Genomic DNA, 13,462 nt, shown 5'->3' with positions numbered 1-13,462 from the left:
CCCACGTCGAGGCGTCGAACCGTCCGCGTGGGAATGCAGCCCGGGACGCTCCGCGTCCCTTCCAGAGCTGGAACGCGGAGCGTCCCTTGAGGCATTCCCACGCGGAGCGTGGGAACGATCTAAATGAAAAACGGCCCGTAATGGGCCGTTTCTGTATTTCGACTAAGGCTTAAGCCCGCAACGTCCGCGTCATCCGCAACGCCAGCAGACTCCCGCCAACAATCACACCCGCCAGCAGATACAACGCCGCATCGGTCGAGCCGGTGCTGTCCTTGACCCAACCCACCAGATAAGGACTGAGGAATCCAGCCATCTGCCCCATGGAGTTGATCAACGCCAGACCACCCGCTGCAGCCCCCGCGCTCAACATCGCTGTCGGCACCGGCCAGAACATCGGCAGACCGGTCAGCGCGCCCATGGTCGCAATGGTCAGACCAAGGATCGCAATCGGCGGGTTGGCCGCGAAGTTCACCGCGATCAGCAGGCCGATCGCACCCATCAGCATCGGCACCACCAAGTGCCAGCGACGTTCTTTGCGCAAGTCCGCCGAACGCCCGACCACCAGCATGAACACGGCGGCCAGCAGATAAGGAATCGCACTCAACCAGCCAATCACCAGGTTGTCGCTGAAGCCGAGGTTCTTGATGATCGACGGCAGCCAGAAGTTGATCGCGTAAACGCCGCTCTGGATGCAGAAGTAGATCAGGCCGAAGGCCCAGATCGCCGGGTTCTTGAACACGGCGATCAGCGAATCGGAAGTGGTTTTCGGTTTGTTTGCCAGGTCTTCCGCCTGATCGGCTTCCAGCACCGAACGCTCGTGCGGGGTCAGCCATTTGGCAGCGGCGAAGTTGTCGCTGAGCAGGAAGTAGGCGAGTGCGCCCAGCACCACGGTCGGAATGCCTTGCAGCAGGAACATCCACTGCCAGCCGGCCAGACCGCCCTGGCCCGCAGCGAAGTGATTGAGGATCCAGCCGGAAAACGGGCTGCCGAGCAGGCCGGACACCGGGATCGCCGACATGAACAACGCCATGATCCGGCCACGGCGGAAGGTCGGGAACCACTGCGAGAGATACAGCACAACGCCCGGGAAGAACCCGGCCTCGGCTGCGCCGGTGAACAGGCGCAGGGTGTAGAACTGGGTCGGCGTGGTGACGAACAGCAGGCAGGTCGACAGCGTGCCCCAGGTGATCATCATCAGCGCGATCCAGCGCCGTGGGCCAAACTTGGTCAGCGCCAGGTTGCTCGGTACGCCGCAGAGCACGTAGCCGATGAAGAAGATACCGGCACCGAGGCCGTACACGGTTTCGCTGAATTTCAGCGCGTCGAGCATCTGCAGTTTGGCGAATCCAACGTTGACCCGGTCGAGGTAGTTGAACAGGTAGCAGATGAAGATGAAGGGGATCAAACGCAGGGTGATGCGTTTGTAGACGGCATTTTTATCGTCAGCGATGGTCTGGGCGGCAGCGGCGCTCTGCGACATGGCGGCTCTCTCTTTATTATGATTTTTTGCGATGCAAAGGGTAACGTTGATCGCCCTGAGAGTCTCGGCCACCTTTGGCCGGATTGTCTTTGTGCCTGAGCACAGGGTTTGCCGGCAGACCCTGTGCGGGTGAACAACCGTCCGCGCCTGTTTTCAAGGATTTTCCCCTTATGTTCGAACTCGACCACGACCTCGCCCAGGACATCGTCGACCGGGCCATGGCCATTTTGCCGTACAACGTCAACGTCATGGACAGTCAGGGCCTGATCCTCGGCAGCGGCGAGCCGGAGCGGATCAACACCCGCCACGAAGGCGCGCAACTGGTGCTGGCCAACGGGCGGGTGGTGGAGATCGACGCGCAGACCGCCGTGCATCTGAAAGGCGTGCAGCCGGGGATCAATCTGCCGTTGCTGCTCGATCAGCGTTTGATCGGCGTACTCGGCATTACCGGCGAGCCAGAGCAACTGCGCACTTACGCCGAGCTCGTGCGCATGACCGCCGAAATGCTGGTCGGCCAGCGCAACCAGCAATCCGAACAGCAATGGCGACGGCAACGTTGCGATGACTTGCTTGCGTTGTTGCTGAGCGAGGCGGGGGATTCGCCAAGGCTGGTCGACGAGGCCCAGCAACTCGGGCTCAAACCGCAACTGAAGCGGGTGCCGTATCTGTTTGAGCTGGGACTTGAACACGGGTCTGGACAAACCGTCGAGGCACTGAGTGCCTGGCTGATGTCGCGCTATCCCGACAGTTGGTGCGTAAGTTCGGCCAAGTCGTCGCTGCTGTGGTGCCGGCCGGCGAGTCAGAACGTCGAGCATGATCGCCTGCTGGAAAAACTCGATGGCCTGGGCTGGAACATCCTGCGCATCGCCGTCGGCGGGCAGGCCGATGGGTTGGCCGGGTTGCGCCGTTGCTATCGGCGGGTCGGCGATTTGCTCGCCTATGGCCGAGAAGTATTGCCGCACTCAAGACTGCTGACCCTCAATCGCTACCGCTTGCCGGTGATGCTCTGGCGCCATCGCAACGATGATGCGCTGGATGAACTGCTCAAACCGTTGCGCAAGGTCATCGCCAAGGACAGCAACGGCCAGTTGCTCGCGACCCTGCGCAGCTGGTGCGACCACGACGGCCAGAGTCAGGCCTGCGCCGATGCGCTGGGGATTCACCGCAACAGCCTGCGTTACCGGATGGAGCGGATTGCCGAGTTGAGCGGGGTCGATCCATTGAAGCTCGATGGCATGTTGGCGCTGTATCTCGGGGTGCAATTGCTGCCGCAGACCGACGATTTGTCGAAATGAACAATAAACGCCCGCGCCACTTGTGCAGCGGACAGGCGTCAACGTTCCAAGCGACTGGCAGCATGAGGGCATTGGAACTGGAGAATTCGCATGAAAATCGTCATCGCCCCCGATTCGTTCAAGGACAGCCTGAGTGCCCAAGGCGTTGCAGAAGCCATCGCGCTGGGCGTGGCGCAGGTCTGGCCGCAGGCGACGCTGGTCAAATGCCCGATGGCCGACGGTGGCGAAGGGACGGTGGAGTCGATTCTCGACGCCTGCGAGGGCGAGTTGCGCCGCACCCGTGTACGCGGCCCATTGGGCGCGGCGGTCGAAGCCGCATGGGGCTGGCTGCCGCATAACCACACCGCAATCATCGAAATGGCCGAAGCCAGCGGCCTGCAACTGGTGCCGCCGGGTCAACGCGATGCGTGCATCAGCAGCACGTTCGGCACCGGCGAGCTGATTCGAGCCGCGCTGGATGCGGGCGCACAACGGGTGATTCTGGCCATCGGCGGCAGCGCCACCAACGACGGCGGCGCCGGCGCGATGCAGGCGCTGGGCGTGAAACTGCTGGATGCTCAAGGGCAATCGCTGGTGCCGGGTGGTCTGGCGCTGGCGCAACTCGCACGACTGGATCTCAGCGAACTTGACCCGCGTCTGGCACAGGTGCGCTTCGACATCGCCGCCGACGTCAACAATCCGCTGTGTGGCCCCCATGGCGCCTCGGCGATTTTCGGTCCGCAGAAAGGCGCGTCACCGGCGCAAGTGCAGCAACTCGATCAGGCCCTCGGTCATTTCGCCGGACTCTGCGCGCAAGCGCTGGGCAAGGATGTTCGGGACGAGCCGGGTAGCGGTGCGGCGGGTGGGCTGGGTTTTGCCGCCAAGGCATTCCTCAGCGCACGGTTTCAGGCCGGGGTTGAAGTGGTCGCGGAACTGGTCGGTCTGGCGCAAGCCGTGAAAGGCGCCGATCTGGTGATCACCGGAGAAGGGCGCTTCGATGCCCAGACCCTGCGCGGCAAAACCCCGTTTGGCGTTGCACGGGTCGCCAAGCAACACGGCGTGCCGGTCATTGTCATCGCAGGCACGTTGGGTGAGGGCTATCAGGCACTCTACGAGCACGGCATCGACGCAGCTTTCGCCGTCACCAGCGGCCCGATGACACTCGAACAAGCCTGCGCCGAAGCGCCGCGCCTGTTGCGCGAACGCGCGACAGACATTGCGCGCGTCTGGAGCATGGCAACCCCGGACTGACGTGTCACTCATCATCTAAAACGACGGGTGTTTCACCGCTGAAACACCTGCAACACTTTGAAAAATATTTCCTCTTTACCCGCAAACTTCCTCAAGCCTGGCCGATAAAGAAATCAGGCGCACAACACTTCCAAAAACAGTGACGCCGGACTGAAGCCCGCCCCCATGGGCCAGTGATCACGGCATGGACGCTCGTAGTTTCAATCATCCGAGAGTCCTCCTATGTCCTTGCGTAATCTGAATATCGCGCCCCGTGCTTTCCTCGGTTTTGCCTTTATTGCTCTGCTTGTGATCGTGCTCGGCGTGTTCGCCGTCAATCGCATGTCGATCATCCGTCAGGCGTCCCTGGAGATGGAGTCGACACAGTTGCCCAGCGTCACTCAACTCGCCGTAGTGACGGAAAACGTCCTGCGACTGCGCATTCTCTCGTTCCGCATTCTGGTCAACCGCGACTCTGCCGGCTTGCAGGAAGCCCAGACCCGCATCGGCGTGCTGGTGGACAAGGTACGTACCGCCCAGGCGAGTTACGCGGCACTGCCGGCCGGTTCGGAAGAACGCGCGCTGTATCAGACATTCGCGACGACCCTCGACAATTACCTGCAAGCCCAAAACCAGATGATCGACTTGTCGCGCCAGGACAAGGTCGATGAGATGCGTACCCTGATCAACACGAAGATCAAGGATGGCACCGACAAAATGGGCGAACAGCTCAACCAACTGATTGCGATCAACTCGGCCGACGCGAAAACAGCGTCGTCCCAGGCCGGTGACCAGTACAGCGGCGCGATCACCGGGATCATTGTGGTGGCCGTGATTGCCGCGTTGCTGACCGTAGTGCTGGCCTGGCTGCTGACCCGCAGCATCGTCACCCCGCTGAACCGCGCCGTCGCTGCCGCCCAAACCATCGCCGACGGCAACCTGACCAAACCCATCGAAGTCGACGGCAAGGACGAGCCGGCGCGCCTGCTTGAAGCCCTGGCCGCGATGCAGGCCAACCTGCGCAAGACCATCGAACAGATCGCCGGCTCCGCCACGCAACTGGGTGCCGCTGCCGAAGAACTCAGCGCCGTGACCGAAGAAGCGTCCCGTGGCCTGCAACAGCAGAACGACGAAATCGAACAGGCTGCCACCGCCGTCAACGAAATGACCGCTGCGGTGGAGGAGGTGGCGCGCAACGCGGTGTCGACCTCCGAAGCGTCGAACCAGTCGACTCACGCCGCCCGCGAAGGTCGTGATCAGGTGGTGAAGACCGTCGACGCGATCCAGACCATGACCCATGACGTGCAGAACACCGCACAGATGATCGAAGGCCTGGCGGCTCAGGGCCGTGACATCGGCAAGGTGCTGGACGTGATTCGCGCCATCGCCGAACAGACCAACCTGCTGGCACTCAACGCCGCCATTGAAGCGGCCCGTGCCGGTGAAGCCGGGCGCGGTTTCGCCGTGGTCGCGGACGAGGTTCGTGCCCTGGCTCATCGCACCGCGCAATCGACTCAGGAAATCGAAAAAATGGTCGCCGGCATCCAGAACGGCACGGGCGAAGCGGTCGAGTCGATGCAGCAAAGCAACCAGCGCACCCAGACGACGCTGGAAATGGCCCGTGCCGCCGGCGTTGCGCTGGAACAGATCACGCAATCGATTCACCAGATCAACGAGCGCAATCTGGTGATCGCCAGCGCTTCGGAAGAGCAGGCACAGGTGTCCCGCGAGGTTGACCGCAACCTGGTGAATATCCGCGATCTGGCTACGCAATCAGCCGCCGGCGCTAACCAGACCAGCGCCGCGACCCACGAACTGTCACGTCTGGCGGTGGATTTGAATGCGATGGTGGCGCGGTTTGTGATTTGACCTAGGGTGTAGGCTGGAGACCGCGCAATCAGGAGACGTACATGCGCTATTCAGCCTTGACCCAACGAATCGCCGGGGAGGGAGCAGCGGCCTGGCGGATTCACGACCGAGCGCTGGAGCTGCGCGCCGAAGGGGTCGATGTGTTGCTGCTGTCGGTGGGTGATCCGGATTTCGACACACCCTTGCCGATCATCCACGGCGCCATTGACAGCCTGCTGGCGGGCGATACCCATTATTCCGAAGTGCGCGGCCGGCTGGCGCTGCGCAAACGGATTGCCGAACGCCATCGGCGAAAAAGTGGCCAGGATGTGGACGCTGATCATGTGATTGTGCTGCCCGGCGCGCAATGCGCCGTGTATTCGGTGGCGCAATGTCTGCTGGATCCGGGCGATGAAATCATCGTCGCCGAGCCGATGTACGTGACTTATGAAGGGGTATTCGGTGCTTGCGGCGCAATCGTGGTGCCGGTGCCGGTTCGTCCGGAAAACGGTTTTCGTGTCGACCCGGCAGATGTCGCAGCGCGGATCACCCCGAAGACTCGGGCCATGTTGCTCAACAGCCCCAACAATCCTTCCGGCGCCAGTCTGTCGTTGCTGATCTGGCAGGAGCTGGCAGCGCTGTGCATCCGTCATGACCTGTGGCTGATCAGCGATGAGGTCTACAGCGAATTGTTATACGACGGCCAGCACGTCAGCCCGGCGAGCCTGCCGGGCATGGCCGAGCGCACCGCCACCATTAACAGCCTGTCGAAATCCCATGCCATGACCGGTTGGCGGATCGGCTGGATGATCGGCCCGAAACCGTTGGCCGAGCATCTGGTGAATCTGTCATTGAGCATGTTGTTCGGTCTGCCGGATTTTGTGCAGAAAGCAGCGCAGATCGCGCTGGAGAAGGATCTGCCGGAAGTGACGCAGATGCGCGAGGAATACCGGTTGCGCCGGGATCTGGTGTGCGAACGCTTGCACGACTGTCCGGGGTTGTACCCGATCAAACCGGATGGCGGGATGTTCGTGATGGTCGACGTGCGCCAGACCGGGCTCGGCGCGCAGGGTTTTGCCGAGCGGCTGCTGGAAGGGTATGGCGTTTCGGTGCTGGCGGGGGAGGCGTTCGGGCCGAGTGCGGCGGGGCATATTCGCATCGGGTTGGTGGTGGATCGGGTGAAGCTGGCGGATGCGTGTTCGCGGATCGCCTTGTGCGCTGCGCAGCTTTTGCAACTGCGAAGTGCCTGACCTCGATCGTTCCCACGCGCAAGCAACTACACCGATCGTTCCCATGCTCCGCGTGGGAATGCCTCAAGGGACGCTCCGCGTTCCAGCTCTGGAAGGGACGCGGAGCGTCCCGGGCTGCATTCCCACGCAGAGCGTGGGAACGATCAACGTGGGGGATTGACCAGGTTGGCGGGCCTTTCACCCGCCAACGCCGCCAACAGGTTCTCCACCGCACACCGCGCCATTGCCTCGCGCGTCTCATGGGTTGCCGAGCCCATGTGCGGCGTCGCTACCACGTTGTTCAACTGCAACAACGGCGAGTCATGATTCAACGGCTCGCGTTCGAACACATCGAGCCCCGCCGCGCGAATCCGGTTATGCCGCAAGGTGTCGATCATCGCGGCTTCGTCCACCACCTTGCCCCGCGAGATATTGATGAAAATGCTTTCGGGGCGCATCAGCGCAAACTGTTCGGCGCCGATCAAACCTTCAGTCTGCGCGGTCAATGGCAACGTCAGACAAATGAAATCCGCTTGTCGCAGCAACTCCTCCAGACTGCGGTACTGCGCATCGAAACGTTTTTCGACCGCCGGTTTGCGCGACTGACTGTGATAGATCACCGGCATCCCGAACCCGAAATGCCCACGCTGCGCCAGCGCTTCGCCGATCCGCCCCATGCCGATAATGCCCAACGTCTTGCCATGCACGTCGGTGCCGAAATGCGCCGGGCCGATGCTGCGATGCCAGTGCCCGCCGCGCACCATGTTCGCCAGTTCAACCACGCGCCGGGCCGTGGCCAATATCAGGGCGAATCCGGTGTCGGCGGTGGTTTCGGTGAGCACGTCCGGGGTGTTGGTCAGCAGGATTTTGCGCCGGGTCAGGTAGTCGATGTCGTAGTTGTCGACGCCCACCGACACGCTGGAAATCGCTTCGAGCTTCGGCGCCAGATCGAGCAGCGCCGCGTCCAGTTTCAGGCTGGCGCCGAGCAAGCCGTGGGCGCCCGGCAGGGCGTCGCGCAGTTTCATCAGGCCAGTGGCGTCGAGGCTGTCAATCAGCGTTACATCAACCTGCTCTTGCAGACGCGCCATCAGCGCCGGCGGCAGTTTCTTGTACAACACAACCTGCTTTTTCATCGCAGTCATCTCTCTATCAATTCAGGAATGGGCCGGCAGCGGACGCGGTGCGCCGCGCTTGGCCGTCACCCGGTCGCTGGCGCCGGGCTTGAGAAAAATCGTCAGCACTACCGAGAGCATCAGCGCGCCGCTCATCAGCAGATACGAAGCGCCGGGCGAACCGGTGGAGCTGTTCAGGTAACCGACCAGATACGAACCGCCGAACGAACCGAGGGCGCCCATGCTGTTGATCAGCGCCATGGCGCCACCGGCCACATTGGCCGGAAGGATCTCCGGGACGATGGCGAAGAACGGCCCGTAAGGCGCGTACATGCAGGCGCCGGCAATCACCAGCAGCGTGTACGACCACCAGAAATGCTCGGCGCCCAAAGCGTAGGAGCCGTAGAACGCCACCGAGGCAATCAGCAATGGCGGCCAGACGAAGCGTTTACGCTTTTGAAGTTTGTCCGAGCCCCACGACACCAGCAGCATGCCGATCACTGCCGCCAGATAAGGCAACGCCGACAGCCAGCCGGCCTCGATCATGTCCATCTGCGCGCCGGCCTTGAGGATCGATGGCAGCCACAGCACGAAGCCGTAGACGCCGATGCTCCAGCAGAAAAACTGCAGCGCCAGAATGATCACCTTCGGCGAGCGGAAGGCTTCGGCGTAGTTCTTCACCGCTTTGATTCCGACTTGTTCGGCGGCGAGAGCGCTTTCCAGATCGTGCTTTTCCTGGTCGTTGAGCCACTTGGCCTGGGCCGGGCGATCGTCGGCGAGTTTCCACCAGATGAACGCCCAGAGCACCGCCGGCAAGCCTTCGATGATGAACATCCAGCGCCAGCTGAAGTGCTGCACCAGATAGCCCGAAACCACCGACATCCAGAGCATCGTTACCGGGTTGCCGAGGATCAGGAAGGTGTTGGCCCGCGAACGTTCGGCACGGGTGAACCAGTGGCAGAGATAGACCAGCATCGCCGGCATCACTGCCGCTTCGACCACGCCGAGCATGAAGCGGATGACGATCAGCCAATACGCGTTGGAGACCACACCGGTCAGCGTGGCGAGCCCGCCCCAGAGAATCAGGCTGACGAAAATCAGCTTCTTCACGCTGTGCTTTTGCGCGTAGATCGCGCCGGGCACCTGGAAGAAAAAGTACCCGAGGAAGAACAGCGCGCCGAGCAGCGAGGACAGGCCCGGCGTGATCATGAGGTCTTCAGCCATTCCGGAGGCGGCGGCGAAGCCGTAGTTGGCCCGATCCAGGTACGCCAGGCTGTAGGTGATGAACACGATCGGCATGATGTACCACCAGCGGCGGGTGGCGAGGGTTGCGGTTTTCATGGTCTTGCTCCTGAGCTTGTTGTTTTTGTCGCAGCAGGTTCAATGGTTTATTGCATGCTCGTTCCCACGCTCTGCGTGGGAATGCCTACGGGGACGCTCCGCGTCCCATGTGACGCAGAGCGTCACGGACTGCATTCCCACGCAGGAGCGTGGGAACGATCAGCAGGGAGTTCGGATCGGGTCGGCAAACCCTCCATGTCGCCACGGCTCTGCACCGCACGGCTGCCAATCCAGTTGGCACGTCTGACCGCTTCGGGAAAGCTCTGATGCTCCAGCAGGGCGCTGATCATCCCCACCGCAAATCCATCGCCGGCACCGACCGTGTCCACGACCTGCGCCACCGGCACACCGGCGACAAACCCCTGATCCAGATGCGTGCGGTAGTAGGCGCCCTGCGGCCCGAGTTTGATGGCCACGGCTTCGGCACCCTGATCGAGGTAAAACGCAGCAATATCCGCCGGGTCTTCAAACCCGGTCAGCAAGCGACCTTCACTCAACCCCGGCAACACCCAGTGGGCGAGGGCGGCGAGGCGGTTGATCTCGGTGATCATCTCCCGCTCGCTGGCCCACAGGCTCGGGCGCAGGTTCGGATCGAACGACACACTGCGCCCGGCGTTGCGCATGTGGGTCATCAATTCACGGGACATTTCCCGGGCCGATGCCGAAAGCGCCGGCGGAATGCCGGTAGCGTGCAGATGCCGGGCGGCGAGCAGCGTCGGAGTGATCGACAGCGGCGACAGATGACTGGCCGCCGAGCCCCGACGGAAGTACTCGACCGTCGGATCGCTGCCGTCATCGTTGCGCGACTTGAGCTGGAAACCGGTCGGGTGCGCGTTGTCGACTTCCACATGGCTGCAATCCAGTCCTTCGCGAACCAGGGTCTCGACGACAAATCGTCCCAGCGAATCGGCACCGACCCGGCTCAGCCAGGCAACGTTGAAACCCAGCCGGGACAACCCGATGGCCACGTTGCTGTCGGCCCCGGCAATCCGCCTGTGGAACTGATCGACGAATGCCAGATCACCGCTCTGTTCGGCGACAAACATGGCCATGGTTTCACCGAACGACAGAATATCGATCTCAGACATGAGCAGGCTCCAGGCGGGATTGGCCGAGGCGGGCAAGGGCAGCGACGTGTTCGGTGGTGAGTTGCACCAGGTCCTCGCCCTGCAACGGGTATTCGGCGGCGCGCATGACCCCTTGGGCCATGTGCCGCAGCAGTTGTTCCCACAGATGCAGGTCGGTGGCGGCCGGCGGAACCGCAACCAGTTTGCCGTCGGCACGGCGGGCCACGGCTTTGCAATGCACATAACCGACGTGGCGGCCCAGCAGTCGTGCAGCGCTGTTGGCGGACTGGTCTTGCCACTGCCAGTTGCCGATATCGAAAGTCATTTTGATGGGCAGGCTGTGTTGTTCGACGGCGGCGAAGAAACGCTGGAACGGCTCGATGCGACCACCTTGCAGGGTCTGATCGTTCTCCACCAGCAGTTTCACCGGGCTTTGCGAGAGGATTTGCGCGAGGGTCTGCAGATCGTTGTTGTCGGTGAAAAAGCCAAGGGAAACCTTCAGCCACTTCGAACCGAACGCTTCGGCGTTGTGCAACGCGGTGATGAGTTCGGGATTGGGCCGCGACTGACCGGCGAGCCACAGTTCGGTGGGCGAGGAGTAGATGCTTTGCAGACCTTGAGCTTGCGTGGCGGCGGCGAGTTGTCCAGGGACTTCATTGGTCAGCAGTTCTTCGCGCCATTCGATGCGATTGGCGCCGGCGCTGGCCAGCACTTCGATGAATGAAGCCTGGCCACGCTGGCGAACAAGGTCGGCGCCGTAGCTGGACAAACTGATGGAAACGGCAGGTTTATTCATTGTTATCTACCTCTGAAACCGGTTTCATTTTTGTTCAAAAAAAACATCAAGTTGTGCAGTGCTCTTTCGGGCCCCTTCGCGGGCAAGTCGAGTCGTCGCACCGCCGCTCCCACAGATATCGCGTCGTTCACAGTTCTCAAGCACACCCGAACACCTGTGGGAGCTGGCTTGCCAGCGACAGGGCCTGATCAGTCAACCGATTTCCGTTGGGTGGAACCGCGCTCAATGAGCACCGGCGCAAAATCCAGTGTCCGTGCCGCCTCGATATCCCCACGCAACCGCTTGAGCAAACACTCAAACGCCCGTGCACCAATGTCCTCTGTAGGCTGGGCGAGTGCGGTAATCCCGCTGCCCACCAACGGATACCAATCCAGGTCATCCAGCGCGATCAACCCGACATCCTCGAACAGCCGGCAGCCAATCTCACGCAAGGCCAGGGTGCAAGCCAGCGCCGCCACGCCATTGGCGCAGAAAAGGGCTTTCGGACCCGAATCAGGTGTGTTCAAAAAGGTTTGAAGATCGCTCGCAAGGCTTGGGCCGGTTTCCACCACCGCGCCACGCATGTCTTCGCGCTGGCCAATCTGCTGCTGAAAACTGCTGACCCGCTCGATCCGTGAACTGGTGCCGTCATAGGGTTCGGTCACCAGCAGCACATCGCGGTAGCCTCGTTGTTGAAGATGCTCCAGCGCCATTTCGATGGCTTGCGGGTTGTTCAACCCGACCATGTCACTGTCCAGCCCGTCGACCTTGCGATCCACCAGCACCAGCGGCATTTCCCGCTTCAACTCGTCCAGTTCATCCCGGTGATGGCCCAGGGTGTTCACGATCAGCCCTTCGATGTTGTACGAGCGCAGCAGTGCCAGGTGCTGGCGTTCCTGCTCGTCATCGCGATCGGTGTTGCACACCACCAGGCTGTAACCGTGTCGGCGGCAGGCGGTTTCCACCCCGTGCATCACGGCAATCGAATAAGGGTTGCGAATATCGGCCACCAGCATGCCGATCAGGCGCGTGCGGCCGCGTTTCAGGCCTCGGGCCATTTGATTGGGGCGGTAGCCGAGTTCGGCAATCGACTGCTCGATGCGCTGGGCAATGGCATCGGAGAGCAGGGCGCGGTCATCGCCGATAAAGCGCGAAACGCTGGCCTTGGACACGCCAGCATGTTCGGCGACGTCAAGCATGGTCACGCGGCTGCGCTGGGCGGCGGAGAAGTCGTTCACGGTTTGTAACCTTGTTATTGGATTTGTCAGGTCGGATCACTGTATCTGGATCTGAAACCGGTTTCAGGAAACACCAGAAGAGAATCGATCGTCAAGTGAATGATCGGGAGAAATTCGTAAGTCGCCGACAAATGGCGTTTCGCAGGGAGCCGCTGACGTCAGCCAAACAAGCCGGCGGCGATGTTGATCGAGAACCCCAGAATCGCCGTATTGAACACAAACCCGATCAATGACTGCGCCAGCACGATCTTGCGGATCTCCCGCGTAGCCACACCGACATCCGCCGTCTGCACCGCCACGCCGATGGTGAACGAGAAGTACAGAAAGTCCCAATAGTTGGGCGTCGTCAGCCCCTCGGCAAAGCGCAGCGCCGGCTCCTTGCCGTCCCAGGTGTAAAACAGCCGGGCATAGTGAACGCAGAAAATCACCCCGATCAGCAGCCATGAGCCGATGACCGTCAATGCGGTAAAACCGTAATGCAGAAGTTTGCGGGTGGTTTCCAGATCCTTGCTGCCTGCAAGCTCGACGGTAATGGCCGCCAGGCTGGTCAAAGCGGCAATGCAGACGACGAACAGCACCAACCCGGCATTTTCATCCTCGACTTCGGCGATGCGTCTGACGTCCGGCGCTTTGGCGCGGATGGTCAGCCAAAGCATCAGGATCAGGTACGTCCAGACTCCGGCGTTCCAGCCGATGAGGATTTTGCTGATAACGGAGTCGGCCGGGGCCAGCAGGCCTGCGGCAAGGCCGAGCAAGGCGGCAGCGGAGAGGCGAGGGTGGGTGCGGGCGAGGAAGCGCATGGGGACTCGATGGGCCAGGGTGGTTCAGACACCTTAGCCCAGCGCGGCGACCTGTGGCCACCGCGCCG

The 13,462-nt window shown here is 61.8% G+C and carries 11 protein-coding genes and 1 pseudogene; 5 read left to right on the top strand and 7 right to left on the bottom strand.

Going from position 1 to position 13,462, the window contains the following annotated elements; translation table 11 throughout:
• Window positions 1-169: 169 nt before the first annotated feature.
• Window positions 170-1,480, bottom strand: coding sequence for an MFS transporter (locus AC1MDC_RS00590; protein WP_480392259.1), 1,311 nt, complete (start codon window positions 1,478-1,480; stop codon window positions 170-172).
• Between the two features lie 170 nt (window positions 1,481-1,650).
• Between AC1MDC_RS00590 and AC1MDC_RS00585 the strand changes: the two genes are divergently transcribed.
• The 5 genes and pseudogenes from AC1MDC_RS00585 to AC1MDC_RS00565 all read left to right on the top strand — a co-directional run bounded on the left by AC1MDC_RS00585 (window position 1,651) and on the right by AC1MDC_RS00565 (window position 7,082).
• The gene (locus tag AC1MDC_RS00585; RefSeq protein ID WP_480392258.1) at window positions 1,651-2,775 is read left to right on the top strand and encodes a sugar diacid recognition domain-containing protein; all 1,125 of its coding nucleotides are present in this window, start codon (window positions 1,651-1,653) and stop codon (window positions 2,773-2,775) included.
• A gap of 90 nt (window positions 2,776-2,865) precedes the next feature.
• Window positions 2,866-4,005: a glycerate kinase gene (locus AC1MDC_RS00580; RefSeq protein ID WP_480392257.1), complete on the top strand. Its 1,140-nt coding sequence runs from the start codon at window positions 2,866-2,868 to the stop codon at window positions 4,003-4,005.
• A gap of 222 nt (window positions 4,006-4,227) precedes the next feature.
• Window positions 4,228-4,995 (top strand): annotated as a pseudogene (locus tag AC1MDC_RS00575) (MCP four helix bundle domain-containing protein); the annotation flags it as partial.
• The gene (locus AC1MDC_RS00570) at window positions 4,990-5,853 is read left to right on the top strand and encodes a methyl-accepting chemotaxis protein (RefSeq protein WP_480392480.1); all 864 of its coding nucleotides are present in this window, start codon (window positions 4,990-4,992) and stop codon (window positions 5,851-5,853) included. The pseudogene AC1MDC_RS00575 and the gene AC1MDC_RS00570, both read left to right, overlap by 6 nt.
• Before the next feature lie 41 nt (window positions 5,854-5,894).
• Window positions 5,895-7,082, top strand: a complete 1,188-nt coding sequence (locus AC1MDC_RS00565) for a pyridoxal phosphate-dependent aminotransferase (RefSeq protein WP_480392256.1) — start codon at window positions 5,895-5,897, stop codon at window positions 7,080-7,082.
• A gap of 143 nt (window positions 7,083-7,225) precedes the next feature.
• Here AC1MDC_RS00565 and AC1MDC_RS00560 read toward each other — a convergent pair whose 3' ends face one another.
• The 6 genes from AC1MDC_RS00560 to AC1MDC_RS00535 all read right to left on the bottom strand — a co-directional run bounded on the left by AC1MDC_RS00560 (window position 7,226) and on the right by AC1MDC_RS00535 (window position 13,394).
• Window positions 7,226-8,194, bottom strand: a complete 969-nt coding sequence (locus tag AC1MDC_RS00560; protein WP_480392255.1) for a 2-hydroxyacid dehydrogenase — start codon at window positions 8,192-8,194, stop codon at window positions 7,226-7,228.
• A 21-nt stretch (window positions 8,195-8,215) separates the two neighbouring features.
• Complete coding sequence (locus tag AC1MDC_RS00555; RefSeq protein ID WP_085702008.1) at window positions 8,216-9,514, bottom strand: MFS transporter; 1,299 nt, start codon at window positions 9,512-9,514, stop codon at window positions 8,216-8,218.
• A 122-nt stretch (window positions 9,515-9,636) separates the two neighbouring features.
• The gene (locus AC1MDC_RS00550) at window positions 9,637-10,602 is read right to left on the bottom strand and encodes a sugar kinase (protein WP_085696042.1); all 966 of its coding nucleotides are present in this window, start codon (window positions 10,600-10,602) and stop codon (window positions 9,637-9,639) included.
• Complete coding sequence (locus tag AC1MDC_RS00545; protein WP_480392254.1) at window positions 10,595-11,377, bottom strand: sugar phosphate isomerase/epimerase family protein; 783 nt, start codon at window positions 11,375-11,377, stop codon at window positions 10,595-10,597. The genes AC1MDC_RS00550 and AC1MDC_RS00545 overlap by 8 nt, the downstream gene beginning before the upstream one ends.
• Before the next feature lie 188 nt (window positions 11,378-11,565).
• Complete coding sequence (locus tag AC1MDC_RS00540) at window positions 11,566-12,594, bottom strand: LacI family DNA-binding transcriptional regulator (protein WP_480392253.1); 1,029 nt, start codon at window positions 12,592-12,594, stop codon at window positions 11,566-11,568.
• 158 nt (window positions 12,595-12,752) lie between these two features.
• The gene (locus AC1MDC_RS00535; RefSeq protein WP_085696045.1) at window positions 12,753-13,394 is read right to left on the bottom strand and encodes a DUF1345 domain-containing protein; all 642 of its coding nucleotides are present in this window, start codon (window positions 13,392-13,394) and stop codon (window positions 12,753-12,755) included.
• Window positions 13,395-13,462 lie beyond the last annotated feature (68 nt).

This window comes from Pseudomonas sp. 1 (genome assembly GCF_056626735.1).
The sequence above is the reverse complement of the archived record's forward strand: the minus strand, read 5'-3'. Positions and strand labels throughout refer to the sequence as shown.

Coding starts and splice junctions, on each gene's coding strand:
- AC1MDC_RS00590 (WP_480392259.1), bottom strand. CDS start 1,480: ATGTCGCAGAGCGCCGCTGCCGCCCAGACCATCGCTGACGATAAAAAT.
- AC1MDC_RS00585 (WP_480392258.1), top strand. CDS start 1,651: ATGTTCGAACTCGACCACGACCTCGCCCAGGACATCGTCGACCGGGCC.
- AC1MDC_RS00550 (WP_085696042.1), bottom strand. CDS start 10,602: ATGTCTGAGATCGATATTCTGTCGTTCGGTGAAACCATGGCCATGTTT.
- AC1MDC_RS00580 (WP_480392257.1), top strand. CDS start 2,866: ATGAAAATCGTCATCGCCCCCGATTCGTTCAAGGACAGCCTGAGTGCC.
- AC1MDC_RS00535 (WP_085696045.1), bottom strand. CDS start 13,394: ATGCGCTTCCTCGCCCGCACCCACCCTCGCCTCTCCGCTGCCGCCTTG.
- AC1MDC_RS00555 (WP_085702008.1), bottom strand. CDS start 9,514: ATGAAAACCGCAACCCTCGCCACCCGCCGCTGGTGGTACATCATGCCG.
- AC1MDC_RS00565 (WP_480392256.1), top strand. CDS start 5,895: ATGCGCTATTCAGCCTTGACCCAACGAATCGCCGGGGAGGGAGCAGCG.
- AC1MDC_RS00560 (WP_480392255.1), bottom strand. CDS start 8,194: ATGAAAAAGCAGGTTGTGTTGTACAAGAAACTGCCGCCGGCGCTGATG.
- AC1MDC_RS00545 (WP_480392254.1), bottom strand. CDS start 11,377: ATGAATAAACCTGCCGTTTCCATCAGTTTGTCCAGCTACGGCGCCGAC.
- AC1MDC_RS00570 (WP_480392480.1), top strand. CDS start 4,990: ATGCAGGCCAACCTGCGCAAGACCATCGAACAGATCGCCGGCTCCGCC.